A 26,058-nucleotide genomic window follows, 5' to 3' on the forward strand; every position below is an offset into this window, starting at 1 on the left:
GCCTGTTCGGGCGGGCGGGCCTTGTCATGTCGTCCCTGGCCTGCTTGACCTTCTGCTGGGCCTGCCGCCTCTCCCGCTCCTTCTCCTGGCGATCCCTCGGGCGGTCGTTCGGCTTCGGTTGTTCCGTTGCCTGCGGTCGGTTCGGGTTGTTCGGCCTCGTCGGGTCCTGGGGGCGAGCCGGGTCGTTGGGCCTGGCAGGCGTTTGGGGCCCGGCAGGTGCTTGAGGCCTGGCTGGGTCGTTGGGCCTGGCGGGGTCTCCGGGCCTGGGCCCCTCCCCGGGCTTGCCCTGGTTGTTGCGCAGGCCGGACGCGATTCCCTTGAACTTGTCGCCGACCCTCTTGACGTACTTGCCGATGCCGCTGAGCAGGAACTCGTAGGCCAGTTCCAGGAGGGCGACGACGCCCGCGGCCACGGCCCTGGCGAACTGCGGGCCGGCGTTTCCGCTCTTGACCGCCTTGAGGTAGTCCATGAAGAGGCCGAAGGCGGCCAGGATTTCGCTGAGGGCGCCCCAGGCGGCCTTGAGGGCGTCGATGATGGCGAAGACCCAGCCGGCGCCGGGGATGAGCTTGGTGATGACCTTGGTGATGACGATCTCGCCGATGATGATGGGCAGTTGAGGCAGCGCCTCGTCCCAGGCCTCTTTCACCAGCTGCTCCACGGTTATGCCGCCGTTGAGCAGTAGTTGGAGTTCCTCCGGAGAAAGGCCGAGGATTTCCTGGATCTTCTCGCCGATCCAGTTCTTGACGGCCGAGGTGACTTCGTCGAAGAGGTAGTTCTTGGCGCCGTCCTCGGCGGAGGCCTTGGCGCCGGCGAGCCAGCCTCCCGGGTCGGTGATGATGTCGGCGGCGATCATCGCCCACTCGCCGAGGGCGTTGAGCAGGCCCATGGCGAAGTCCATGATCCCGTTGACCGCGGTCATGACGGCCGAGACCGCCATCCGGAGCCCTTCGCGCAGGCCGTCCAGGAGCCCGCTGAGCATCTTGCCGATGTCGTCGAGGAGATCGTTCATCATCTGGCGCAGCTGCTCAGAGATCTGGTTGACCAGGGCGATCGCCGCGTCGCGGATCCGGATGATGAGGTTGCGGATCCGGTTGGCGATCTCGATGAGCCCGTTGAGGAGGTCGCGACCCAGCTGGATCAGAGCCTCGACGAAGTCCTCGAACTTCTCGACGATGATTCGGCGCGCTTCCTCGATCCAGCCGAGGACGGTGCCCTTGAAGTCCGTGATGAGGTCGGTGATCGCCTGACGTGCCGCCCTGAAGAACCCGAGGATGTCCTCCTTGAGCTCGTTGAGCTTGTCACGGATATACGACCAGGCCTCGGAGATCCAGTTGCCGGAGTCGTTCTGCGCGGTGTCCTTTCTCCGGACCGCGTCGTCCTTGGCCTTGGTCGCCGCTGTTCCAATGCCCTCCTCGTTCGTGGTGCGGCGTTCCTCGACGTCCTTGTCGGTCGTCTCCTCCTTGTCCTTGACCTCCTTGCGGACGGCCTCGACCTTCTCGGTCTTCTTCGTCCCGAGGGAGTCGAGCTCGCCGTCCTGCTCCGCCTTCCACTGCGTCCGGGACGCGGCCACCTCGTCCCTGGTCCGCTGCCGCTCAGCGGTCTGCGCCCTGCTGTTGGTCTCGATCTCGCTGCGGACCTGCCGCTTGTGCTGTTCCTGCGACTCCCGGAAGCCTTTGTCCTTGTCCTGGCGCTTCTCCGACATGGTCTGCTGGCCGTCGGTGAACGCGCGCTGGAGCTGCGGTCCTCGTTCGTGTTCCGCCACCGCGGAAACGGCTTCCGGCGGAATCCGGCCCCCGACCGGCGCGCCGCCTGCCGCGCCCCCGCCGCCCTGCCCCTTGGCGCCTGGTACCCGGGCGGTCAGCGTTTCCGGGGGCGCGTCGGGATAGATCTGGTCCTCGCCCAGCGGCCGGTCGGCATCGTCGCGTCCCGATGAGTGAAGCTGCTGGCTCTTGCTGTCGAGTTCGCCCTCCTGCTCGACGCTGCGGCCGTCGGTCTCCCCCTGAAGACCGACCCCGGAGGCGCTGCCGACAGTTGCCTGGGCGAGCATGTCGTCCTCGGTCGGCAGGTCGAGGATCCAGCTCACCAGGGCGTCAGTGTCGATGACGTCCTCGTCGGCGCCGAGGAAGCTGGTGACGCCGTTCACCACCCCGGCGACAACCTGGGCCCCGGCTGCCAGTCCCATCTCCAGCTTGCTGGGCTCTTTGATCTCCGGCAGGGCACCTTCCGCCGGCTGGGCACCGTCCACGGTGGCCTGCTGCTGTTCCGGTGAGTCGACCTGGGCGGCGGGGTCGCCCGAGTACTGGCCCGGAGCCGCGGTGCTGGGCGCGCCGGACAGGGTCTGCGGGGCGCCGGCCGGGCGTTCCATCGTGGGCGGTGCCGACTGCAGGGTCTGGTGCTCGTCGCCCACGGTCCTGTCGACCGCGCCGTTCACACCGCCGAGAGCCTCAAGGGCGCGGTGCGGCTTGAGCCTTGCCGCCGTGCCGAGCCCGGCCTCCGGTGTCACCTGGGACAGGTTGGGGGCGGCCGGCTCCTGTTTGGGCGGGGCGGGTGCGGCCGCGCGTGCGCCGCCTCCGCCTCGGCCGCCGGAGGCACTGCGCGTCCCTCCGCCGCCCTTGACGGACCGCGAAGGCCTGGAGCCGGACGACGCAGGCCGCGCCGGTGCGGCAGCGGGCCGCGGGGCCGGCGCGGGCTCCGGCGCGGGCGCGGACTGCGGAGCCGGCGTGGACTGCGGGGCCGATGCCGGGGGGGATGCCTCCGGCTGTCCCGCAGCCGGGCCTGACTGCCCCGCGTCACCGGACGCTGACTCAGGAGAGCTGTCCCCGCCCGAGACATGGGTGTCCCGGGCGGGGGATGCCTCGGCCGGAGCATCCGTCGTCGAACCCTGGCCGCCCGGCTGGGCAGAGGTGCCCGGCCGGGACGCCTCGGACGTGTCCGGGCCGCCGGTGGACTGCTGCCCCGAACCACCCGATGCGGTCGCAGACGTGCCGGAGGCCGCCCCGGACGCCTGCCCCGCGGCCTGACCCTGGCCCTGGCCCTGGCCCTGGGACCCTGATTCGGACTCGAGTTGGGAGGACTGGGCCTGGGACTGACTCTGCGACGACTCCTCGTCGCCGCGCCCGGACTCCTGGTCCGTCTTCTGCTGCCCCGCGGAGTCGGGCTCCTCGGCCTGCCCCTTCTCGGATTCGGAGCGTCGGCTTTCCTGTTCTGCGGTGTCGAGGTCCGCGGACTCCTGTTTCTGCTCCGAGACGCCGGTACGGTCAGCGGCCGTACCGGACGACGAGGGCAGCGGTCCGACTTCCTCCTCGACCGGCTTCTCCATCCGGAGCGTACGCATCCGCTGGTTCTCGGCCTCCGCATGGGCGGCCGGGGAGCCGTGGGCGTCGCCATCGGCGGGTGTCGGCTCCGCGGCCTCGTCATCCCCCGAGGCGGCTTCCTCCGCATCCTCTTCTTCCCGCTGGGTCTGCACCTGCTCGGCCTTGGTGGGGCGCGGCTGGGGGAAACTCGGTACCGCCTGGTCGCTCGAACCGGGTGTGATCTTGTCAGCGGTCGGAACCCCGGATATGTCGAGGTCGGACTCGGGGAGGAAGTCCTCGGGCTTGAGTTCGGTGTTCCATGCGCTGTCCTCGCCGAAGGCGGCGGTCTCCTCCTCGGCTCCGCTCAACTCACCGGCCGCGTCCGCCTCCAGGCCGAGCGGCTCGTCGTCCGTCTCGCCGTCCTGGGGGCGCTTCCCCTCCAGGGTGCTGCGGCCCCCCGGGTCTGCCGTCTTGAGCAGCGGGCCGGGCTCCACTCCGGCGAGTTTCGTGTCGTCCTGTGCGCGCTTGTCCTCCTCGCGCACCTGCTGACCCTCGATCAGGGGGTCCACGGCTCCCGGCCGGTTCTTGGCCGCGGACTCCTCCTTGCCCGCCTCGGAAGCCCCTTCGGCGGCTTCACTGTCGGCGGCTTCGCCGGAACCGTCCTTGGCCTGCCCGGACTTCTCCGACTTCCCGGACTGCTGGGACTGGGCGGACCTGTCGGCCGCCGCCCCGCCCTGGCCACCGGTCGGCCCGGACGTTCCCGCAGCCGTCTGCCCGGCGGCTCCGGTCGACTGCTGGGACTGACTCCCTGCCGTACCGCCGCCACTCTGCCGAGCCGTCTGCCCCGGCAACTGCCGATCCTGCTGTCCCTGCTGCCCCGAGTCGCCCGTCGCCTCTGCGTCGCGCTCGGCACCCGGCCCGTCCTGCGTCTGTCCGCCGGTCCCGGGCTCGTCATCGCTCCGTTCGCGCGCCCGCTCCCGTTCCTGCCCCAGTTGCTCGGTGACGTCCGGCAGGGCCTCGGGCGTGCTCAGGACGTCCTGCTCCAGCGGGCTGCTGTCCTCGCTCTGCTCGACCAGATCGATCAGCCGATCGTGCTCCGCGGTGACAAGACGTGACTCCAGCCGGTCCAGGACCGCGTCCTGCATCTCCGGGGAGAAACGAGCGAGTTGCGTCCGTACCCGGTGGGAACGATCCTCCGGGTCGCCGCGCAACGACCGCAGGACACCGTTCGCCAAGCGGTCGAGGAGAGTCGCGGGGTCCACGTGCTCCATACGGCGCCGGTCCGCGTCCACAGTCGCGTACCGCAGCCAGCCCGGCGTCGCCTGCCCCTCCTCGACCTCCGGTGCCGATGACTCGGGACCGGTGGAATCCGAACGTACGAGATCCTGCGCCGCCGACTCCGCCTCCCGCTCGATCGCCTGCTGCGGCAGGCTCACGGCACCCAGTTCGCGTCCGGCGCGCAATGCACCGAGCCCGTGCGGGTTCTGGACCGTGTGCAGCAACTCGTGAGCGAGCAGCCGCCGGCCCTCCGCCGTGCCCGGCCGGTAGGCACCCTCGCGGAAGAAGACGTCCTGACCGACCGCGACCGCATCGGCGCCGAGGAGGTCCGTGAGCTGTCCGGCGTCGCGGCCCGTGTGGAGGCGTACGCGGCTCAGGTCGTGGCCGAGCTGCTCCTCCAGCTCCCGTCGCACGCCCGGGTCGAGGGGCTGGCCCGCGCCGCTGACGATTTCCTTTGGCTCGGGGGTACGGGACTTGGCGGCCCGCTCCTTGCGCTTGCGGCGGCGCTGTTCGGCCGACTGCTCCGAACTGTCCTGCTGCGTCTGGGAGGTCATCGCGTGACCTCCCCGTGGCCGCTCAGTCCTTCATGCACCGCGCGTGCCAGTTCCTGGCCGAGGCGGCGGGCCGACAGGCCGGCGGGCAGGGGCGGGAGTCCGGACAGCGCGTCCAGGGTCAGCGGGCCGTCCGTCGCCAGCGGTACGCCGTGCCTCTCCACCAGTCGGGTCAGCTCGCGCTCGAAGGCGGCCGAGACCCCTTCGGGGTCGACATGGAAGCCGTCGAGCACGAGTTCGCCGACCTCCACCCGGATCGCCGACGGCTGCTCCCTGTTCACACCCATCCCCGTACCTCCCCCGGTGTCAGGGACCGCTCCAGCTTCAGGTACTCCGTACGGGCCGCCGCGAGCATGTGCCGCATCTGGAGGCGGTCGCCCTCCTCGGCGGCCAGGAACGCGCCGGACAACGCGATGTTGCGGATCGAGCCGCCCGCCACCGTGAGCTGTGCCAGGAGCTCCGGGTCGATGTCCTTCACCGGGGCCTGCGGCGGCAGTACGCGGCGCCAGATCTCGGCTCGCTCGTGCTCGGCCGGGAACGGGAAGTCGACGACGAAGCGGATACGGCGGAGGAAGGCGTTGTCCAGGGCCTTCTTCATGTTGGTGGTGAGGATGGCCAGGCCGCGGTAGGCCTCCATCCGCATGAGGAGGTAGCTGACCTCCAGGTTTGCGTACCGGTCGTGGCTGTCCTTGACCTCGCTGCGTTTGCCGAACAGCGCGTCAGCCTCGTCGAAGAGGAGCAGTGCCCCGCCGCGTTCCGCTGCGTCGAAGACCCTGCGCAGGTTCTTCTCCGTCTCGCCGATGTACTTGCTGACCACCTGGGACAGGTCGACGATGAACAGGTCGAGCCCCAGCTCCTTCGCCATTACCTCGGCTGCCAGCGTTTTGCCCGTACCCGAGCCGCCTGCGAAAAGTGCCGTGACGCCGAGGCCCCGGCGCAGCGTCCCGGCGAAGCCCCATTCCTGGTGGACCGTCGGGCGCTGGCGTACATGCGCGACGATCTCGCGCAGCACGCTGGTCTGCCGGTCGTGCAGGACCAGGTCCTGCCAGCCCGCCTGGGGTTCGATGCGGCGGCCCAGCTCGTCCATGCCGATCCGTGCCTCGTCGAGACCGGCGCGCCAAGCGAGTTCGGCGGCGTCGAGCTCGTCCTCGTGGGGGAGGTCTCGGCGTACGGCGGCGGCAGCCGACCGTATGACGTGCGGGGGCAACTGGAACTGGGCGACCAGGGAGCGGAGTTCAGAGTCGCGCAAGTCGGCTACGTCCTCGAACGCGGCTGTCCAGAGGCCCAGCTGCTCCTCGTCGTCCAGGCGCGGGACCGTCACGCGGGCGCCGTGCGGGCGTTCCGAGCGCAGCGGGTCCTCGCTCGACACGACGACCGGTACGGCGGCCCCGGCAAGGAACGCCTCCGTCGCCGCCCGCTGGTCGCGCTCCAGCTCGCCCACCTCGACCAGCAGCGCGGCGGGCAGCAGGATCGCCTCGCGCTGCCACAGCCGCGCGAGCCGGTCGCGTTCGGCGGGGTCGGTCGGGACGTCCTCGGCGGCCATCGAGTACAGCCCGAGTCCGGAGCGGGCGGCGGCCGCGGCCGCGATGTCGGCCCGGCTGCGCAGGTCCCCGCCCGTCACCTGCACCAGCAGCGGCGCCTCGGAGCCGGTACCCGTGGTCCAGCCGACGGCGATCCGGTTCGCGGCCAGGTCGTACGACGGCGGCAGCGCGTCCGGCACCGGCGTGCGGCGCAACTGGCCGTGCAGCCGGGCGTCCAGGTAGGGCGAGTCCAGCAGGAAGTGCAGGATGCGTTCGTCGAGGCGGAGCCGGGACGTCGTCAGGCGTGTCTCGTCATCCAGCTCCACGATCCGCCAGCGCCGCAGCGGTGCCACGGGGGTGAGCGCGCTCCAGTGCGGCTCGTCCAGCGCGGCCAGGGCGAGCGAGAACGTGGGGTACGTCCGCTCGCGGTCGCCGCAGGCAGCGGCGCAGCGGGCCGCGGTCGTGGGCTCCAGCTCGTGGGCGGCGGTGAGGAGGACCAGGTCGCGCTCGAAGGGCGTGAGACCGAAGCACGCGGCGAGGGCGTCGAGCGGGGCGGTTCCGGGACCGGCCGAGGACGGGGATGCCATGGTGGTGCCGGGTGCGCCCGCGTCGTCGTCACGGGCTGTGTCGTCCCGGGCGCCGTCGACTCGCGCCGCGTGGGCGTCGACTCGGGCCAGGACGCGCTGGATCTCCGCCGTCAGCGTCGACCCGCCGTCCGGCGCACCAGCGGTGCCCGGCTGCTGCGTTCCCTGCGCCCCTCGCGTTCCCTGCTCTCCCATGTCCTCACCTGCCCCCGTCGGTCCCACGTGGCCTCAGTTCTCCGCGCCGCCGTCGGCGTTCCCGCTCTTGTCGTTCGTCACCTTGTTGTCCGCCGTGGGTGGGGCAGGCTTCGCCGCCCTCTTCGCGGCCTTGGCCGCCTTCGCCGTCCTGATGGGCTGTGCCGCCTTCCGCGTGGCGGCCGGAGCCTTCGCCGCAGTCCTGGCGGCGCTCTTGGCCGAGCTCCTCGCCGCCGGTTTCGCCACCGCCTTGGAGGCCGCCTCGGCGGCGGGTACGACGGGCTCAGCGGAGCCCGAGGCCTCGCCCGCGCCCGTACCCGTCTCGCCCGTACCCGCCCCGGCCGAACCCGGCGGCACCGGCGCCCCCGGCGCCCCGAACGGCAGCACCCGTACGTCGGTCCGCTCCACCGGCTTCGCCGGCACCGGTGTCTCGCGGCCCTCGATGAAGACGAGGGCGGCCTGGTACACCACCGAGAGGGAGTACGGGGTCTGGTGGAGCATCCCCCACAGCTTCGACGTCTCGTCGATGTCCATCACCGTCGGCGTGAACCGCACTCGCTGCGCCGCCTCCGCGAGGTCGCTGCCCGCCAGGTACGGCTTCTCACCGGCCCGTTCGATGACGTCCTTCGGCAGGATCGGTATCTCGTGCAGGGTGCGCACCACGGAGCCGATGAGCCGCTCGCCGACCAGTTCCGACTCCTCGCCGTACGCGCTGATCAGGTAGTGCAGGTCCAGTGCCGCGGCGGGCCGCTTGCGCAGGGTGCCGTCGGCGGCGCGGGTCGGCAGGTCGTTGCCCCGTTGCGAGACGTTGGGCGTGACCTGGTAGCAGAACACCGAGATGGTGGGCTCGGACGGCGGCTCGGTCGGTGGTTTGCCCAGCTCCATCTTCACGGCCAGGTCGAGCTCCGGCCCCCCGAGGTTGGACTCGATCAGCACGGCGAGGGCCTGGGTGACATGGGCGATGGCGAGTGCGTTGCTCATGACGTCGGTTCCTCAGTCCCTCTGCTCCAGTTGGTCGTACTGGTCCTTCTGGTCCCTCTGGTCCCTCTGGTCCCTCTGGTCCCTCTGGTCCCTCTGGTCCTGCTGGTCCTGCTGGTCCTGCTGATTCCTCCGGGACGGCTCATGTGCGCCCCCGTGCCAGGTACTCGGCGAGGCTCACAGTCGCCTCCGGGCGCCCCTGCGGCTCCGGGCGCCGCTTGCCGCCGCCCGGCGTGGGTGACGACGCCGTCACCTCCAGCCGCCCGATCTGCACCTGCACCACCTGCTCGGGAGCCCGTCCGGGCCGCCGGGCCGCGGCCTGTCGTACGGCGTCGCGTGCTGCCGCCGTGTCCGCGGCGCTGGGGAGCAGCGCCGCGGAGACGGCGGCAGGGGAAGCGGCGTCCGAGCCCGGGGGGTTGGGCACGGACGCCGCGCTCTGGGCGGGGGCCCGGTCGGGGCGGCCCCGTCCCGCCGTGCGGCGCGCCGGGTCGGCGACCGGCCGCGGTCCCGGAGCGACCGGCGTGGCCGGACGCAGCAGCGGGGCCTCGGGCACGGCCGGCCGGGCCTGTCGGGCCTCCGCGTCGGCGGGTGTCTGCTCGGTGTGTACGACGGTCCGTTCCCGTTCCGTGCGCACCCGGGTCTCGCGCACCGCCGGGCGCGGCGCCTGGGGCGGCGGGACGGCCGAGGGTGTGGCGGAGGGCCACAACGGCTCGGGGCCGTCCGGGTCCGGGGCACCGGCCCGTACGGCTTCGACCCGCTCGAACGGTCCGGGCAGCCGGGGCCGTACCCGCACCACGCCCGGCCGCGGGGTGGCGGCCGGGGCGGTGTGCCGGGCGATCAGCCGGTCGAGGAAGTCGGACTGCTCCGGCGAGCCCGCCGGCCGGCTTCCCGAAGGGGAGTCAGGCATCCGCACACAGCTCCAGGTAGTAGCGGCGCCGCAGCGGGCTGAGCGCCAGGATCTCCGGCTCGCTCCAGCCGTAGGCGGTGGCGAGCAGGTGGACGTCGAGCAGCACGTCCCGTGCCCAGGCGTCCAGTTCGGTCCAGAGGTAGGAGGCGATGTCGAGTTCGGCCCGGGTGGCCTGCCCGCACTCGGGGCAGGCGATGGTGAGCGTCACGTCGGCACCGGGGTCGGCGGCCTCGACGGCCTCGGCGATACGGCGCTGCACCGGTACGGGCAGTTCGTCCGCGGACACGTCGGCACCGTCACGCACCGCCGAGACCAGGCACCGGGCGAGGAGGGCCCCGCGCGGGTCGGCGGCCCGGGCGACCGCCGTCAGGTCGGCGACGCCGGGCAGCCGGAACTGCACGTCCCAGCCGCCCTCCGCCACCCGTATGACCGTCTCCTCCCGACCGTCCTCCCCTACCCGCACGATCGACTCGTCCCGCCCGCTCAGCGACCGCGCGAACTCCCCGGCGTCGAGGTCGAACTCCATGTCCTCGCCGCACGCACCGCACTCCAGACGTACCTGCATCCGTTCGCCGAACAGGGCCCGGCGCAGCGTGAACAGGTCCGCCTCGCGTGCGCCGACCGGAAGCACCGGCAAGCCCTGTGCGTCGAGGTCCGGGCGCGCGGTGCGGTGCAGCAGCAGCGCGCGCCCGGCCGGTGCCTCGGCGAGTCCCGCCTCCCAGGTGGCCAGCAGGTCGGCCGCCCCGGTGATCGCCATCTTCTCCCCCCGCTCCCCTCAACCGGTTTTAGGTCACGCCGGGTTGAGGAACGACGGCTCCTCCGGCTCGGGAATCTCGTAGTCCCGTTCCCAGCCCTCGCACTCCAGCTTCAGCGACTGGATGGCCACCGCGTTGGCGTTGGCGTCCAGTTCGCCGAGGACCTGGTACTCGCTGGGCCAGGTCCGGTACAGCTTGTGCGAGACGGCGACCTGGCCGGCTTCGTTGAGGACCTGGATGACGATGTCCTTGCGGAAGTCGGCGAGGGACACCTCGGAGCCGAGCCCCGCCCCGACCTGCCAGACCTTGTTGGCCCAGCGGTCGAACTCGGGGTCGTGGGTGACCCCGCGCTCCAGGGTGATGCCCTCGAACTCGGAGCGGCCCGGCGACTTGCGCGGGGAGGAGGGGTCGCCGCCGTGGCGGTGCTTGACGACCTCCGTGGTCCGCTTCAGTGGACTGATCTTGCTGATGCCGGCGACCGTGCGACCGTCCCACAGGACCAGGAACTTGAAGTTCTTGTAGGGGTCGAAGCGATGCGCGTTGACCGTGAACTCAGCCATCGGATTCCTTCAGCTCTCCCAATTCTGCGACGGTGCTAGAGCGCGAACTGCCCCGACGTCTGCTGGATTTTGACGATCACGAACTCGGCCGGGCGGACCGGCGCGATGCCCACCAGGACGTTGACGATGCCGTTGGCGATGTCCTCGTCCGTCGTGGTCTCGCTGTCGCACTTGACGAAGTAGGCCTCGCGCGGCGTGCTGCCCTTGAAGGCGCCCTGGCGGAAGAGGGTGTGCAGGTACGAGGAGGCGCTGAGGCGGATCTGCTGCCACAGGCTCTCGTTGTTGGGCTCGAACACGACCCACTGCAGGCCGCGTTGCAGGCTCTCCTCCACATGCAGCGCGAGCCGCCGGACGGGCACGTACTTCCACTCACTGTCCAGCGCGTCGGAGCCCTCCAGCGTGCGCGAGCCCCACACGAGGGGGCCGTTCAGCGGGAAGGTGCGCAGGCAGTTGACGCCGAGCGGGTTGAGCAGCCCGGTCTCGCGGTCCGTCAGGTCGACGGTCAGCGAGTGCACGCCGGCGAGCTGCGCCTCCGTGCCCGCCGGGGCCTTCCACACACCGCGCTCGGAGTCGGTGCGCGCGATGACGCCCGCGACCGCGCCGGACGGAGGGAAGGAACGCAGCCGCCCGGTGAGGGGGTCGGTGAGCTGGATGTGCGGGAAGTACAGGCCTGCGTGGTTGCCGCGCACCGGGTCGAAGGCGGACAGGCCGGCGCGGGCGGTGTCCACGCTGACCCAGGTGCTCGGCGCGTCGACCAGCAGGAAGATCCGGCGCTCCTGGCACAGCCGCTCGGCCGCCGAGACGACCGTGAGCATGTCCTCGGTGTTCTCGTACGCCGCGAGCTCCGGCAGGGCCAGCAGGTTGACGTCGGCGACGCCGCGCAGGGCCTGGATGCCGGTCTTGTCGTTCTCGCTGCCGATGAGGTCGCGCGGTCCGGGGGCCTCGCCGTCCTCGCCGCCCTCCAGCGGGAACACCGGCGGGTTGACGGAGGCCTCCAGGCCCAGGTCGTTGGCGCACTCGCCGAGGAAGCGGACGACGTCCTCGGGGTCGGTGGAGCCCGCGACGATCTGGAGGCGGCGGCCGAAGGGGATGACCTCGGCGCCCGCGAAGGCGTGCTTGCCCGGCGCGTCGGGCAGCGCCCGCAGCTTGCGCTCCAGGAGCAGTGCCAGCTCGGCGACGGTGCACGGGGCCTCGCCGTCGGCATCGGGGTCGTGGAGTGTGAACTCGCGCTCCACGTCACCGATCTTGACGGTGAGGTCGACGGCCAGGTTCGGCAGCTCGTGCCCGAACGGCTTGGAAACGGTGCCCGACGGGTCGGGGCGGCCCTCGCCGACGGCCTCGACACGGATCAGCCGGGAGCCCGCGTTGATCACGGTCGGCGCGTAACGGCCGTGCCCGGCGTCCATGGACAGCCCGGTGAAGCTCTCGCGGGCGTCGCCCTTGGCGTCGTACACCCTGAGGTTGAAGGTTTCGTCGGGGTGGGGGGTGTCGTAGTCGACGGCGACGCGCAGGCCGTTGCCCCACATCCCCGGTTCCTTGGCGTGCACTTCGAGGACACGGCTCTCGCTGTGGCCCTCGGTGGACTCCAGGACGACGCAGGCGGCCTTGCCGCTGCCCGCCTTGGCGACGCGGACGATCACGGCGACGGAGCCGCCGTTCGCGAAGAACTGGTGCACCGCGTAGGCGACGGCGCTCTGCGAGCCGAGACCGCCGAAGCGGCGCTCGAACTCGGCGAACCCGGTGACGCGCACCGGCTCGTTGAGCGGGCCCCGCCGGGTGTGACCGACGAAGGCGGTCACCGAGGTGGTCACGGCGGAGATCGTGCGGGTGCTGCTGGGAAGCTCTTCGACGTAGACGCCGGGATACGTCGGCCTGGCGGTACTTGCGTTCGTCGGCATTCCCCCTCCTATCCCTTCTCGGGCACCGGTGAAAGGCACCAAGAGGCGGCAGAGGGAGTCGTGTTCGTCCGGCGCGCGCGGGCTGTGCCGGCGCGATGACGCGCACGGTCCGCGGGCTCGGCATCAGTTTCCCCCGTCAGTTCCCCGGTCGGACGGCCGTCCGGGTCAAGCAGCGCGCTTGTGACCCCTGATGCTCAAGTGCTCAACCCACCTTGGTGACTGGGGAGTTACAGGAGCAAGGTGCGTTCACGCCAGTCCGGAAGGAGGTTCCATGAAGGGTGGCGAACACGACTCGCACACGATGTGCGCATGTCGGGACAGATACTTCACGCATCTCGCACAGGTGGTATTGCAGCAGAATGGAGCCCATGTCCCGACACACCCAGCGGCCTCGGCGGAGGCACCCCTCAGCTCCGCCACACAATCCCCACTGTCCTTGCGGTCTTGCGGAGACGTACGAGAACTGCTGTGGCCGATTCCATACGGGTGGGACGACCCCACCGACGGCCGAGGCGCTGATGCGGTCCCGTTACACCGCTTTCGTCAAGCGGGACGAAAGGTATCTGCTGCGCACATGGCATCCGCGTACCCGGCCCGCGCGGGTCGACTTCGAGCCAGGGCTGAAGTGGACGGGCCTGGAGGTCCTGGAGACGACCGACGGCTCCGCCTTCCACTCCGCGGGAACCGTGACCTTCCGCGCCTCCTACCGGGGCGGCTCGCTGCACGAGCGCAGCCGGTTCGAGCGGGTCGACGGGGCGTGGGTGTACGTGGACGGGGAGTTCGTCGAGTAGTCGGTTCGTCGAGTAGTCGCTACGGCGCCGGCCGGCCGCCCGGCGCCAGGATGTCCAGTTCCTGGAGGGCGCCGACCGTGATCTCGCGCGTGAGCTCTTCGGCGCGGTCCGCGTCGCCCTCACGGACGGCCTCGGCGAGGTGGACGTGCAGGGTGACGGCCTCGGGGTCGGGGTCCTCGAACATGACCTCGTGGTGGGTGCGGCCCGCGAGGACCTCCGCGACGACGTCGCCGAGGCGGGCGAACATCTCGTTGCCCGAGGCGTTGAGGATCACCCGGTGGAAGGCCATGTCGTGGACGAGGTACTCCTCCAGCCGGTGACCGCGCGAGTTGGCCACCATCCCGATGGCGCACTCGGTGAGCTCGGCGCACTGTTCGGCGGTGGCGTTCCTCGCGGCGAGCCCCGCGGCGACGGGCTCGATCGCGGAGCGCAGCATGGTGAGGGAGCGCAGCTGGCGCGGGCGGTCGGCGCCGGCCAGGCGCCAGCGGATGACCTGGGGATCGTAGACGTTCCACTCGGCGGCGGGACGGACCGTCACGCCGACCCGGCGGCGGGACTCGACCAGGTGCATGGACTCCAGAACACGGACCGCCTCACGCATCACGGAGCGTGACACCTCGAAGCGCTGGGCCAGCTCGTCGGTGCGCAGCACGCTGCCGGGCGGATACTCGCCCGCGGTGATCTCCGGGCCGAGGGTGTCCAGTACTCGGCCGTGCAGCCCCCGGCCCGGTGTGCTCATGGAGATCAGGGTACGAGGAGAGCCGCGCCGAGAAAAAGTCAGACTTATATGTCACAGACTCTTGAATTCGTCGTACCTAATGGGTTTCAGTGTGCTCGACGTCAGGTGGCGTCGAACGACGTCGCGCGACCATCTCGTGTTGCGCACGCACTGCGGGCGGTCTGCGCGCGGCCTGCGCGTGACGTCGGATGTCGATGAGGACAGCGAGGTAGAGATGCGTTCCCCCCACGTCGTCGTGGTCATGGGTGTGGCCGGGACCGGCAAGACCACGATCGGTCCCCTGCTCGCGGCCCGGCTCGGCGTTCCGTACGCCGAGGGCGACGACTTCCATCCCGAGGCCAACATCGCCAAGATGTCGGCCGGGGTCCCGCTGGACGACACGGACCGGTGGCCGTGGCTGGACGCCATCGGTGCGTGGGCGCACGGGCGGGCCGGGCTCGGCGGGGTCGTCAGCTGTTCGGCGCTGAAGCGGAGCTACCGGGACCGGTTGCGGGCTGCCGCGCCCGAACTGGTCTTCGTGCACCTCATCGGTGACCGCGAGCTCGTCGGCGAGCGGATGACGCATCGTCAGGGGCACTTCATGCCCACGGCGTTGCTGGACTCGCAGTTCGCCACGCTCCAGCCGCTCCTGGCGGACGAGCCGGGTGTCGCGGTCGACATCTCGGGCACTCCGGAGGAGATCACCGAGCGGGCCGTGGCCGCGCTCGGGGAGCTCGACCGGCCGTCTCCGTAAGTCCGTCGGCGTCAGTACCTCCGCAGCACTTCTGCAGTGCTTCTGCGGTCCTTCTGCAGTCCTTCTGCAGTCCTTCTGCGTAGGTACTTCCGCGCAAGCACTTCCCCGCGGGACCACTCCGGGCAAGTGTTTCTCCTCACCCCCCTCTCCCCCCCAACCCCCCGTCCATACAAGGGATTCACCGTGACCAGACTCAGTGTCGAGATGCTGGCGGCGGAGGCCCCCGAACCGATCACCTCGGCGGGCCACGCGCAACTGGGCATCGCAGTACTGGCGGGCATAGCCGTCATCGTGCTGCTCATCACCAAGTTCAAACTCCACGCCTTCCTGGCCCTGACCATCGGCTCGCTGGCGCTCGGCGCCTTCGCGGGAGCACCGCTGGACAAGGTCATCACCAGCTTCAGCGCCGGCCTCGGCTCCACGGTCGCGGGCGTGGGCGTCCTCATCGCGCTGGGCGCCATCCTGGGCAAGCTGCTCGCCGACTCGGGCGGCGCCGACCAGGTCGTCGACACGATCCTGGCGAAGGCCGGCGGCCGCTCGATGCCCTGGGCGATGGTGCTGATCGCCTCGGTGATCGGTCTGCCGCTGTTCTTCGAGGTCGGCATGGTGTTGCTGATCCCGGTGGTGCTGATGGTCGCCAAGCGCGGCAACTACTCGCTGATGCGGATCGGCATCCCGGCGCTCGCGGGTCTCTCGGTGATGCACGGTCTGGTCCCGCCGCACCCCGGCCCGCTGGTCGCGATCGACGCGGTCAAGGCCGACCTCGGGGTGACCCTCGCCCTCGGCGTGCTCGTGGCGATCCCCACGGTGGTCATCTCCGGTCCGCTGTTCTCCCGGTACGCGGCCCGCTGGGTGGACGTGCCGGTACCCGAGCGGATGCTGCCGCCCCGCGCCTCGGAGGAGCTGAAGCAGCGCCCGGGCTTCGGCGCGACCCTCACCACGGTGCTCCTGCCGGTCGTCCTGATGCTGGCCAAGGCACTCGTGGACATCGTCATCGACGATCCGGAGAACAGCGTCCAGCGCGTCTTCGACGTGATCGGCTCCCCGCTGATCGCGATGCTCGCGGCGGTGCTCGTGGGCATCTTCACGCTGGGCCGCCCGGCCGGGTTCACCAAGGGCCGCCTCACGGAGGTCACCGAGAAGTCCCTGGCCCCGATCGCGGGCATCCTCCTCATCGTCGGCGCGGGCGGCGGCTTCAAGCAGACGCTGATCGACAGCGGTGTCGGCCAGATGATCCTCAACATCTCCGAGGACTGGTCGATCCCGGCGCTGCTGCTGGGCTGGCTGATCGCGGTGGCGATCCGGCTGGCGACCGGTTCGGCGACCGTGGCCACGGTCTCGGCGGCCGGCCTCGTCGCGCCCCTCGCGGCCGACATGTCGACCACGCACGCCGCCCTGCTCGTCCTCGCCATCGGCGCGGGCTCGCTGTTCTTCAGCCACGTCAACGACGCCGGTTTCTGGCTGGTCAAGGAGTACTTCGGCCTCAGCGTCGGGCAGACCGTCAAGACGTGGTCCGTCATGGAGACGATCATCTCTGTGGTGGCCGGGGCCATGGTTCTGCTGTTGTCGCTCGTGATCTAGCGGACGACAGGCACGGTCCGCCCGCAGCCCGAGGCTTCGGGCGGACCGGCCCCACGGATGGCCCCCGTCAGGCCGACACGGCCCCCACAGCTGTTGGCCGAAACAGCACGGACGACTCATAAAACGCTGTTGTCGTCCTTCCCCCTGGTTGGCAGACTCGCCCCGCCGACGTAAAGGTCACATCGGCAACGGGGCACTTCATCTCATCAGGGGGGAACATCCATGAAACTCAGCGCGCCCAGACGCGTACTGGCCCGTGCCACGGCCGTCCTCGTACTGGCCATGGGCATGGCCACCGGCTCGACCGGCCTGTTGTCCGGCGCCGAGGCGCACGCCATGCCGGTCACCGAGGGATCCTTCAGCTTCAGCGGCGACCCGGGCGACTACATCAGCGGTGGCCGGTCCTACGCGTACGCGACCGCGTCCGACGACCGCCTCAACATCACGGCCGACAGCGACAACAACACGGTCTCCCTCTCCGTCGACGGAGCGAACGGCGACTGGTGGTACCTGGACCTCGCGGCACCGTCCGGCCAGGCCCTGGCGCCCGGGACGTACACCGGAGCCACCCGCCATCCGTTCAACGAGCCGACCGAGCCGGGCCTGTCCCTCAGCGGCAACGGGCGCGGCTGCAACACGCTCACCGGCGAGTTCACCATCTCCGACGTGGAGTTCGGCCCGCAAGGGTACGTGAAGAAGCTCGACGCCACCTTCGAGCAGCACTGCGAGGGAGGCACCACCGCCGCTCGTGGTGAGGTCCACATCGACAACCCGGCCCCGCCTGCCGAGCTCGACCTCGGCCTCGCCGTGGCGGTGGAAGGCACCGCGAGCACCCTGAACGGCAAGGCCACCCTGCACGGGACGGTGAGCTGCAACAAGCCGGTGCGGGTCACGGTGGCGGGGGACGTCACGCAGGTGAAGAACCAGACCCTCATCCGGGGTTCCTACTCCGCGTCGGTGTCCTGTGTCCCGGGCGCTCCGGTCGAGTGGACCGGGACGGCCGTACCCACCGGCTCCGTCCCCTTCCAGCAGGGTCTGGTCGAGGTCGAGGCGCGGGCAACGGCGACGGACCCGGACTACGCACAGCCGGTGACCGTCAACGAGACGGTACCGGTGCGCCTCCGCCGGGGCTGAACGTCAGGCTCACCGGCGAGCCGTGGCACACCGTGAGGCCACGCCCGGACCCCCGGGCGTGGCCTCACGGCCGCCACAGCGGGTGCTCCCGCTCCGCCCACTCCCTGCTCACCGATCCCGTGCGCAGCCCCTTTCGCGCCTCGGGGTCGCCCAGGGCCATGCCGATGTGACCGGCGAGGACGATGCCGATCGTCAGGGCCAGCCAGTCGTGGACGAAGGTCGCGCTGGTGCGCCACATCAGCGGGGTCAGGTGGGTGAACCACATCATCAGGCCCGTGCCGAGCATGACGAGGGTCGCACCGGTGATCCAGGCCGCGTAGAGCTTCTGACCCGCGTTGAACTTGGCCGCGGGCCGTCGGCCGGGAAGGCGGCGCACGGCCGAGCGGAGCCAGACCCGGTCGTGCGGGCCCCAGCGGTTGAGGTGGGTCAGGTCCACCCGGAAGGCGCGGGAGGCGAGGCCCGCCAGCACGGGGAGCGGGAGCAGCAGGCCCGACCACTCGTGGAGGGTGACCACGAGGGCGCGGCGGCCGACGAGTTCGGCGAGTTGCGGGATGTACAGGCAGGCCGCGGTCACCACGCACACTCCCATCAGCACGGCCGTGCTCCGGTGCACCCAGCGCTCGGCGCGGCTGAAGCGGCGTATCCGGGCGGACGGGGCGGACCGGGCCGCCGGGGTGTCAACTCGTGGGCTCATCGTCGCGTCCGTTCGACCGGCCGACCCAGGCGTCGACGTCGTAGCCCCGTTCCTCCCAGTACCCCGGCCGGACCTTCTCCATGACCGTGATGCCGGAGAGCCACTTCGCCGACTTGTAGAAGTACATGGGGGCGACGTAGAGCCGGACCGGACCGCCGTGGCTGTGGCTCAGGTCCTTGTCCTGCATGCGCAGGGCGACCAGGACGTCCGCGCGGCGGGCCTGATCGAGGGTCAGGCTCTCGGTGTACGCCCCGTCGAAGCAGGTGAAGCGGATCGCGCCGGCCGAAGGCCGCACTCCCGCCGCGTCCAGCAACCGGGACAGCCGTACGCCTTCGAACGGCGTGTCCGGTACCCGCCAGCCCGTGACGCACTGGACGTCGCGCACCATCCGCGTCTGGGGCAGGGCTCTGAGTTCGTCGAGGGTGTACGACGCCGGGCGGTCGACCAGGCCGTCGATCGTGAGGCGGTAGTTCGACTCGTCCTTGCGGGGGACGGACGACGTCACCGAGTAGTAGCGGAAACCTCCGCCGTTGGGGAGCAGGCCGGTCAGGCCCGTGGGGTCCTTGCCGGCCGCCCCGCCCAGGAAGGACTCCAGGCCACTCTGGAGCGCGGGCGCGGCGGCCAGGCCGAGCGCTCCGAGTCCGAGCGTGCCCAGCACGACCCGGCGGCCCACCGGCGCGCCGCGCTCGTGGGGCTGTTCCTCTGGGGGCTGTTCAGTGGTCACCCACCGATTCGAGCACCTGTCACCCCGATGAGGCCAGTGGCCGCGGGTGCCCGTATCAATCTGTCAGGGTTCTGTAATCACCGGCGCCCCGACCGTGGGACCGGCGAGCAGTCCCATGGCGCCCGGGCACGGCCCCGCTCAGCCCACCGCCTTCGCCGCCGCGCGGCCCGCCGTGCGCCCGGAGAACAGGCACCCGCCCAGGAACGTCCCCTCCAGCGACCGGTAGCCGTGCACGCCGCCCCCGCCGAAGCCCGCGGCCTCGCCCGCCGCGTACACGCCCTCCAGCGGGTCGCCGCCCTCGGTCAGCACGCGCGACGACAGGTCCGTCTCCAGGCCGCCGAGGGACTTACGGGTGAGGATGTTGAGGCGGACGGCGATCAGCGGGCCCGCCTTGGGGTCGAGGATGCGGTGCGGGGCGGCGGTACGGATGAGCCGGTCGCCGAGGTAGTTGCGGGCGCCGCGGATGGCCATGACCTGGAGGTCCTTGGTGAACGGGTTGATGATCTCGCGGTCCCGGGCGACGATCTCGCGGCGCAGTTCGGCCTCGTCGATCAGCGGCTCCTTGGTGAGGGCGTTCATGCCGCGGACGAGGGAGCCCAGGTCCTTCTCGACGACGAAGTCGACGCCGTTGTCCATGAAGGCCTTCACCGGGCCGGGTACGTCCGCGCGGGCCCGCCCGATGACGTCCTTGACGGACCTGCCGGTCAGGTCGGGGTTCTGCTCCGAGCCGGAGAGCGCGAACTCCTTGCCGATGATCTTCTGGTCGAGCACGAACCACGTGTGGTCGTGCCCGGTCTTCATGATGTGCTCCAGCGTGCCGAGCGTGTCGAAGCCGGGGAACAGCGGCACGGGCAGCCGCTTGCCGCGCGCGTCCAGCCAGAGCGAGGAGGGGCCGGGCAGGATGCGGATGCCGTGGTTGTCCCAGATGGGGTTCCAGTTCTGGATGCCCTCGGTGTAGTGCCACATGCGGTCGCGGTTGATGAGGTGCGCGCCCGCCTCCTCGGCGATGCCGAGCATCCTGCCGTCGACGTGCGCGGGCACGCCGGAGACCATCCTCTCCGGCGGACGGCCCAGCCGCTCGGGCCAGTTGGCGCGGACGAGGTCGTGGTTGCCGCCGATGCCGCCCGAGGTGACGATCACCGCCTGGGCCCTGAGCTCGAAGGCGCCGGTGACCGTGCGGCTGCTGGCCTGGCCGCGCAGGATGCCGGAGGGCTCCAGGATCTCGCCGGTGACGGTGTCGACGGTGCCCGCGCTGCGGGACAGCCCGGTGGCGCGGTGCCGGAACTTCAACTGGACCAGCCCACGGGCCACCCCGGCCCGCACCCGCCGCTCGAACGGCTCGACGAGCCCCGGCCCGGTCCCCCAGGTGATGTGGAAGCGGGGCACGGAGTTGCCGTGCCCGCGCGCGTCATAGCCGCCGCGCTCGGCCCAGCCGACCACCGGGAAGAAGCGCACGCCCTGCCCGTGCAGCCACGCGCGCTTCTCGCCGGCGGCGAAGTCGACGTACGCCTCGGCCCACTTGCGCGGCCACTCGTCCTCGGGACGGTCGAAGGCGGCCGTGCCCATCCAGTCCTGGAGGGCGAGCGCGTGACTGTCCTTGATCCGCAGCCGCCGCTGCTCGGGCGAGTTCACGAAGAAGAGCCCGCCGAAGGACCAGAAGGCCTGCCCGCCCATCGACTGCTCGGGCTCCTGGTCGAGGAGGATCACCGTACGGCCGGCGTCGACGAGCTCCGCGGTCGCCGCGAGGCCGGCGAGGCCCGCCCCGATCACGATCACATCAGCGTCGTACGACATGGGGCCGTCCTCTCAAGAACGCGTCAAAACAGGCCAGACAGGGTGAGGCAGGTCGGGAGCCGCACCGAGCCGTTGTTACCGACCGGTCAGCACCTGGACCCAGATCCTTCGGCACAAGAGTGGGCGAGTCAACTGCCGGGGTGTGTCCGCTCTCCCGGACAGCCCGTGGCCGGGTCGCCGCAGTCGACGCTGTCGCGCTGAGAGGGTCGTACGGCCCCGGGTCCGCCTGCTTGGATGGGCTCATGAGCGCCGCCGACGAGATCCTCGACATCGTGGACGAGAACGACCGGGTCATCGGGCAGTCGCCGCGGGGTGAGGCGTACGCGCGGGGTCTGCGCCACCGCTGTGCCTTCATCTACGTACGCGACGCCGAGGACCGGGTCTTCGTCCACCGCCGCACCCCGACCAAGCTGGTCTTCCCCTCCCTGTACGACATGTGGGTCGGCGGCGTGGTGGGCGCGGGCGAGTCCTACGACGACGCAGCACTCCGCGAGGCCGAGGAGGAACTCGGCGTCTCCGGTCTGCCGCGGCCCGCGTACCTCTTCAAGTTCCTGTACGACGACGGAGCCGGCCGGAGCTGGTGGTCCGCCGTCTACGAGGTCCGCTGCGACCTCCCGGTGAACCCGCAGGCCGAGGAGGTCGCCTGGCACGGCTTCCTGCCGGAGGACGAGGTGGAGCGCCGGCTGACCGAGTGGGAGTGGGTCCCGGACGGCCTGGACGCCTACGAGCGCTTCAAGGCGTGCCGGTCCTTGGGCTGACCTCTCGCCCGACCCCTGTCCCCCCCTCGCCCCGGGGGTCCGGAACAACGCCCGGTAGGGTCCTGAACGTGAGCGAATTCATGCGGAACGTCCGGTTGTGGTTCGCGCCGCAGGAGGTCCGGGAGGAGGGCGGGACGCCCGACTACCGGTTCTCGCTGGCGAACGAGCGGACCTTCCTGGCCTGGCTGCGCACCGCGCTCGCCCTGATCGGCGGGGGCTTCGCGGTGGACCAGTTCCTGCCGGACCTGCCGTGGGGGTGGCGGGTGGGCCTCGCGCTCGCGCTGCTCGGGGCCGGTGTGCTGTGTTCGCTGCGGGCCGTCAACCACTGGGTGCGCTGCGAGCGGGCGATGCGGCGCGGCGAGGACCTGCCCGTGTCACGGTTCCCGGCGCTGCTCAGCCTGGCCGTCGCCGTGGTCGCGATCGCCATGGTCGTCGTGGTGCTCCTGAGGTGGGAGGGATGAGCGAGGAGCGGGACCCCGGGCTCCAGCCGGAGCGTACGCGGCTGGCGTGGCGCCGTACGACCCTGGCGTGCACGGTCGCCGCCGTGCTCGCCGCGAAGACCGCGCTGCACGGCGGGGCGACCACGGTGGGCTTGCTGGTCTGCGCGCTGTGCGGGGCCCTCTGGCTGTGCTTCCTCGCCCTCGCCCACCTGCGCATCCGCGCCCTGGCCACGCCTCGCCCGCCGGTGATCACCGCCCGGCACGCCACGGCGGCGACCCTGTGCACGGTCGCCCTCGCCGTGTGCGCGGCAGCCCTGGTGGTGTGACCCGCCCCAGCCGCCCCGCCCGTGCCCGTCGGCCGGGTGGCTGAGGTGTGTGGGTCACGTACGCGTGCACGCGTCCGTGCAAGCATGAACGCGGCGCTCCGGATTTCTGCGAATCGTCGCCGACTGGCAGGGTCTGAACACCAGTTGGCGACGATCCCAAGGGGGTCCCATGACCGCAGCCGAGCCGTACACCGTCGAGTTGGCCGAGGACGTGCACGCGTATGTGCAGCCGGACGGCGGGTGGTGCCTGAACAACTCCGGCTTCGTCAGCGACGGAACGACCACCCTGCTCGTGGACACCGCGGCCACCGAGCGGCGCACCCTGGCGCTCTCCGCCGCACTCGACGCCTCGGGCGTCCCGGCGCCGCGGCTCCTCGTCAACACCCACCACCACGGGGACCACACCTACGGCAACGGGCACTTCACGCCGACTGCCACGCTCGTCTCGCACGCCGCCTGCCGCCGCGAGGCCCTGGCCAGCGGCCGGCACCTGCATCTGCTGTGGCCGGGTACCGACTTCGGGGACGTCCCGATCAAGAGCGCGGACCTGACGTTCACGGACCGCACGACGCTCCACGTGGGCGACATCGACGCCGAGGTGATCCACCCGGGCGTCTCGCACACCGTGGGCGACTCCTTCGTCTGGTTGCCGCACCGCCGGATCGTGTTCACCGGGGACCTGGTCTTCGAGGGCGGGACACCGTTCTTCCTGATGGGTTCGCTCAGCGGTTCGCTGCGGGCGCTGGAGTTGCTGCGCGGTCTGGGCGCCGAGACCGTCGTACCCGGGCACGGTCCGGTCACCGACCCATCGGCGTTCGACCGGGCCGAGCGGTACATCCGGTTCGTGGCCGACGTCGCCGAGAAGTCCCACGCGGCCGGGCTCACCCCGCTGGAGGCGGCCCGGGAGACCGATCTCGGGGAGTACGCCGAGCTGCCCGAGAGCGAGCGGCTGGTGGCGAACCTGCACCGCGCCTACGCCGAGCTGGACGGGCACCCCGAGGGCGAGGGCCTCGACCCGCTCATCGGTTTCCGGGACATGGCGGTCGTCAACGGCGGCGAGATGATGACCTGCCACGCCTGAGTTCCCGTCCCTGTTCGGGCGCCCCTGACCTCGCTCACGGGCGCCCACACCGTCCTTCACCCGGCGCGAACCGTCCTCCGCCCGGCCCGGGCCGGTCGAGACACCGATCACTTTCGCCACGCCCACTGGACGGCATACCGACCGGTCGGCACCATGAGTGCAGTCCCGTTCACCCGCACGTAGGAGCGACGATGCGCCCTGTCCACCCGCCCGGTCTCGATCCCGACCGGCTGCGCGGCCTGCGCGGCCTGCTCGACGCCGAGCGGCCCGGCCTGGTGAACGAACCGCTCACCGCCCGGCTGATCGAGGGCGGACGGTCGAACCTCACGTACGAGGTCACGGACGGCACGTCGAAGTGGGTGGTACGGCGCCCTCCGCTGGGCCATGTGCTGGCGACCGCGCACGACATGAAGCGCGAGCACCGGGTCATCAGCGCGCTGTACCCGACGGACGTACCCGTACCCCGTCCCGTGCTGCTGTGCGAGGACGAGGAGCTGCTCGGCGCCCCCTTCTACGTCATGGAGTTCGTGGAGGGCACGCCCTACCGCACGGCCGAGCAGCTCGCCCCGCTCGGCCCGGAGCGCACCCGGGATGCCGTGCTGGGCCTGGTCGACACGCTCGTCGGCCTGCACGCGGTGGACCCGGCCGAGGTGGGCCTCGCCGACTTCGGGCGCCCCGAGGGCTTCCTGGACCGGCAGCTGCGGCGCTGGGGCAAGCAGCTGGACGCCTCCCGCAACCGCGAGCTGGCCGGGATCGACGAGCTGCACGCCGCGCTGGGCCGCGAGCTCCCGCGCTCCCCCGCGCCCACGGTCGTCCACGGCGACTACCGGCTCGACAACGTGCTGCTCGGCACAGCGAGTGAGCCGGAGGGGCACGCCGGTGTCGAGAGTCCATGGGGGTCCCCCCGCGCATGGGGGTCCCCCCGCTCGAGCGAAGCCGAGAGTGGGGGAGAAGCCGAGCGTGGGGGAGAAGCCGAGCGTGGGGGAGCGCGGAGGCCCGAAGGGCTGAGCACGATCGGGCTCTCGACACCGGCTTCAGTGCCCCGGAGGCGAACGGAGCCAATCAAGGGCGTCGACAGGATCAGGGCGATCCTCGACTGGGAGATGTCCACACTCGGCGACCCGCTCACGGACCTGGGGCTGCTGGTGATGTACAGCGTGCCGCTCGGGCTGCCGGACTCCCCTGTCTCCACGACGGCCACCGCCCCTGGTCACCCGGATCCGGCCGAGATCGTCGAGCGGTACGCCGCGCGCTCGGGGCGCGACGTGTCCGCGGTCTCCTGGTACACGGCGTTCGCGTGGTTCAAACTCGCCGTGATCCTGGAGGGCATCCACTACCGGTACACCCTCGGCCAGACGGTGGGCCCCGGCTTCGACCGCATCGGCGAACTGGTTCCGGTCTTCATCGAGCACGGCCTGACGACTCTGACGACTCCGACGTCTCCTCAAGAAGGCTCCCGGAAGGGCTGATCCGCCATGGACTTCGCATACGACGCCCGCACGGAGGAGCTGCGGAAGAAGCTCCTCGCCTTCATGGACGAGCACGTGTACCCGGCCGAGACGGTCGCCGACGAGCAGCGTGCGCGGCTCGCCTCGCCGTGGGACACCCCGGCCGTGGTCGAGGAGCTGAAGGCGGAGGCCCGCAGGCAGGGCCTGTGGAACCTCTTCCTGCCGGACTCCCAGTACGGCGCCGGGCTGACGAACCTCCAGTACGCTCCGCTCGCGGAGATCACCGGCCGCTCCCCGCAGTTGGCGCCCACGGCGCTGAACTGCGCGGCGCCCGACACGGGCAACATGGAGGTGCTCGCGCAGTTCGGCGACGAGCAGCAGAGGAAGCAGTGGCTGGAGCCGCTGCTGGCCGGTGAGATCCGTTCGGCGTTCGCGATGACCGAGCCGGAGGTGGCCTCGTCCGACGCCACGAACATCACCACACGCATCGAGCGCGAGGGCGACGAGTACGTCATCACCGGCCGCAAGTGGTACATCTCCGGGGCGATGAACCCGGACTGCCGGATCTTCATCGTGATGGGCAAGACGGACCCGGACGGGGCCGACATCCGCCGTCAGCAGTCCATGGTCCTGGTCCCGCGCGACACCCCCGGCGTCACGGTGAACCGCGCGATGCGGGTGTTCGGCTATGAGGACCACTACCACGGCGGGCACGCGGAGGTGATCTTCGACGGTGCGCGGGTGCCCGTGGCCGGCCTGATCGGCGAGGAGGGCGGCGGCTTCGCCATCGCCCAGGCCCGGCTCGGTCCCGGTCGCATCCACCACTGCATGCGGCTGATCGGCATGGCGGAGCGGGCGATCGAGCTGATGTGCCGGCGGGCCGTGTCCCGTACGGCCTTCGGCAAGGCGCTGGCCCAGCAGGGCGTGGTGCACAACTGGATCGCGGACGCGCGGGTGACGGTCGAGCAGTTGCGGCTGCTGGTGCTGAAGACGGCATGGCTCATGGACACGGTCGGCAACAAGGGCGCCCACACGGAGATCCAGGCCATCAAGATCGCCACGCCGCGCGCGGTCGTCGACATCATCGACCGGGCGATCCAGTTGCACGGCGCGGGTGGCGTCAGCCAGGACTTTCCCCTGGCCGAGCTGTACGCGGGCGCCCGTACGCTGATGATCGCCGACGGCCCCGACGAGGTGCACCAGCGGTCGCTCGCGCGGCGGGAGTTGAAGCGGTACGTGTGACCCCCTGGGCGGGCCGGGGGTTCTTTCGCCCCCGCCGCCCCTACCCGTCCCATCCCC

Annotated in this window: 22 protein-coding genes; 10 read left to right on the forward strand and 12 right to left on the reverse strand. The window is 71.2% G+C overall.

The window, feature by feature from the left end:
- The 8 genes from FPZ41_RS28025 to FPZ41_RS28060 form a co-directional block, all read right to left on the reverse strand.
- Nucleotides 1–5,125, reverse strand: a 5,125-nt coding sequence (locus FPZ41_RS28025) for an eCIS core domain-containing protein (protein WP_152866451.1), incomplete at its 3' end; no start/stop codon positions are given.
- The gene (locus tag FPZ41_RS28030; protein WP_152866452.1) at nt 5,122–5,409 is read right to left on the reverse strand and encodes a hypothetical protein; all 288 of its coding nucleotides are present in this window, start codon (nt 5,407–5,409) and stop codon (nt 5,122–5,124) included. The genes FPZ41_RS28025 and FPZ41_RS28030, both read right to left, overlap by 4 nt.
- A complete protein-coding gene (locus tag FPZ41_RS28035; RefSeq protein WP_152866453.1) occupies nt 5,400–7,421 on the reverse strand; it encodes an ATP-binding protein in 2,022 nt (673 codons plus the stop codon). Before FPZ41_RS28035 ends, FPZ41_RS28030 begins: the two co-directional genes overlap by 10 nt.
- A gap of 33 nt (nt 7,422–7,454) precedes the next feature.
- A complete protein-coding gene (locus tag FPZ41_RS28040; RefSeq protein WP_152866454.1) occupies nt 7,455–8,399 on the reverse strand; it encodes a DUF4255 domain-containing protein in 945 nt (314 codons plus the stop codon).
- 139 nt (nt 8,400–8,538) lie between these two features.
- Nucleotides 8,539–9,303 (reverse strand): hypothetical protein, encoded by a 765-nt coding sequence (locus FPZ41_RS28045; protein ID WP_152866455.1) that lies wholly within the window; start codon nt 9,301–9,303, stop codon nt 8,539–8,541.
- Nucleotides 9,296–10,060: a T4 family baseplate hub assembly chaperone gene (locus tag FPZ41_RS28050; protein ID WP_152866456.1), complete on the reverse strand. Its 765-nt coding sequence runs from the start codon at nt 10,058–10,060 to the stop codon at nt 9,296–9,298. The genes FPZ41_RS28045 and FPZ41_RS28050 overlap by 8 nt, the downstream gene beginning before the upstream one ends.
- A gap of 33 nt (nt 10,061–10,093) precedes the next feature.
- Nucleotides 10,094–10,618 carry a phage tail protein gene (locus FPZ41_RS28055; protein WP_131563567.1) on the reverse strand — a complete coding sequence of 175 codons (525 nt, stop codon included), beginning with the start codon at nt 10,616–10,618 and terminating at the stop codon, nt 10,094–10,096.
- Nucleotides 10,619–10,653: 35 nt separating this feature from the next.
- Nucleotides 10,654–12,516, reverse strand: coding sequence for a phage tail sheath subtilisin-like domain-containing protein (locus FPZ41_RS28060; protein WP_152866457.1), 1,863 nt, complete (start codon nt 12,514–12,516; stop codon nt 10,654–10,656).
- A 368-nt stretch (nt 12,517–12,884) separates the two neighbouring features.
- On the opposite strand from FPZ41_RS28060, the gene FPZ41_RS28065 reads away from it, so the two are divergent.
- Entirely contained in the window at nt 12,885–13,307 is a 423-nt protein-coding gene (locus tag FPZ41_RS28065; RefSeq protein WP_152866458.1) for a YchJ family protein, read from the forward strand.
- A gap of 19 nt (nt 13,308–13,326) precedes the next feature.
- On the opposite strand, the gene FPZ41_RS28070 is transcribed toward FPZ41_RS28065, so the two are convergent.
- A complete protein-coding gene (locus tag FPZ41_RS28070) occupies nt 13,327–14,046 on the reverse strand; it encodes a FadR/GntR family transcriptional regulator (RefSeq protein ID WP_152866459.1) in 720 nt (239 codons plus the stop codon).
- A gap of 214 nt (nt 14,047–14,260) precedes the next feature.
- Between FPZ41_RS28070 and FPZ41_RS28075 the strand changes: the two genes are divergently transcribed.
- From FPZ41_RS28075 to FPZ41_RS28085, 3 genes are all read left to right on the forward strand, one after another.
- Nucleotides 14,261–14,779, forward strand: coding sequence for a gluconokinase (locus FPZ41_RS28075; RefSeq protein ID WP_152866460.1), 519 nt, complete (start codon nt 14,261–14,263; stop codon nt 14,777–14,779).
- Nucleotides 14,780–14,962: 183 nt separating this feature from the next.
- Complete coding sequence (locus FPZ41_RS28080; protein ID WP_322620830.1) at nt 14,963–16,360, forward strand: GntP family permease; 1,398 nt, start codon at nt 14,963–14,965, stop codon at nt 16,358–16,360.
- Nucleotides 16,361–16,582: 222 nt separating this feature from the next.
- Complete coding sequence (locus tag FPZ41_RS28085) at nt 16,583–17,494, forward strand: hypothetical protein (RefSeq protein WP_152866461.1); 912 nt, start codon at nt 16,583–16,585, stop codon at nt 17,492–17,494.
- A gap of 64 nt (nt 17,495–17,558) precedes the next feature.
- On the opposite strand, the gene FPZ41_RS28090 is transcribed toward FPZ41_RS28085, so the two are convergent.
- The 3 genes from FPZ41_RS28090 to FPZ41_RS28100 form a co-directional block, all read right to left on the reverse strand.
- Nucleotides 17,559–18,188, reverse strand: a complete 630-nt coding sequence (locus FPZ41_RS28090; RefSeq protein ID WP_152866462.1) for a cytochrome b/b6 domain-containing protein — start codon at nt 18,186–18,188, stop codon at nt 17,559–17,561.
- Nucleotides 18,172–18,912 (reverse strand): molybdopterin-dependent oxidoreductase, encoded by a 741-nt coding sequence (locus FPZ41_RS28095; protein ID WP_322620831.1) that lies wholly within the window; start codon nt 18,910–18,912, stop codon nt 18,172–18,174. Before FPZ41_RS28095 ends, FPZ41_RS28090 begins: the two co-directional genes overlap by 17 nt.
- Before the next feature lie 138 nt (nt 18,913–19,050).
- Nucleotides 19,051–20,706 carry an FAD-binding dehydrogenase gene (locus tag FPZ41_RS28100; RefSeq protein WP_152866463.1) on the reverse strand — a complete coding sequence of 552 codons (1,656 nt, stop codon included), beginning with the start codon at nt 20,704–20,706 and terminating at the stop codon, nt 19,051–19,053.
- Between the two features lie 242 nt (nt 20,707–20,948).
- Here FPZ41_RS28100 and FPZ41_RS28105 point away from each other — a divergent pair, with 242 nt between their 5' ends.
- The 6 genes from FPZ41_RS28105 (at nt 20,949) to FPZ41_RS28130 (ending at nt 26,001) form a co-directional block, all read left to right on the forward strand.
- Complete coding sequence (locus FPZ41_RS28105) at nt 20,949–21,464, forward strand: NUDIX hydrolase (RefSeq protein ID WP_152866464.1); 516 nt, start codon at nt 20,949–20,951, stop codon at nt 21,462–21,464.
- Between the two features lie 68 nt (nt 21,465–21,532).
- Nucleotides 21,533–21,925, forward strand: a complete 393-nt coding sequence (locus FPZ41_RS28110) for a YidH family protein (protein WP_131563556.1) — start codon at nt 21,533–21,535, stop codon at nt 21,923–21,925.
- Nucleotides 21,922–22,230, forward strand: coding sequence for a DUF202 domain-containing protein (locus tag FPZ41_RS28115; protein WP_152866465.1), 309 nt, complete (start codon nt 21,922–21,924; stop codon nt 22,228–22,230). The genes FPZ41_RS28110 and FPZ41_RS28115 overlap by 4 nt, the downstream gene beginning before the upstream one ends.
- 169 nt (nt 22,231–22,399) lie before the next feature.
- A complete protein-coding gene (locus tag FPZ41_RS28120) occupies nt 22,400–23,311 on the forward strand; it encodes an MBL fold metallo-hydrolase (protein WP_152866466.1) in 912 nt (303 codons plus the stop codon).
- Nucleotides 23,312–23,502: 191 nt separating this feature from the next.
- Nucleotides 23,503–24,780: a phosphotransferase family protein gene (locus FPZ41_RS28125; protein ID WP_152866467.1), complete on the forward strand. Its 1,278-nt coding sequence runs from the start codon at nt 23,503–23,505 to the stop codon at nt 24,778–24,780.
- 6 nt (nt 24,781–24,786) lie between these two features.
- Nucleotides 24,787–26,001 (forward strand): acyl-CoA dehydrogenase family protein, encoded by a 1,215-nt coding sequence (locus FPZ41_RS28130; RefSeq protein ID WP_152866468.1) that lies wholly within the window; start codon nt 24,787–24,789, stop codon nt 25,999–26,001.
- Nucleotides 26,002–26,058 lie beyond the last annotated feature (57 nt).

Origin of the sequence: Streptomyces acidicola (assembly GCF_009377235.1) — a bacterium.
Classification (GTDB): domain Bacteria; phylum Actinomycetota; class Actinomycetes; order Streptomycetales; family Streptomycetaceae; genus Streptomyces; species Streptomyces acidicola.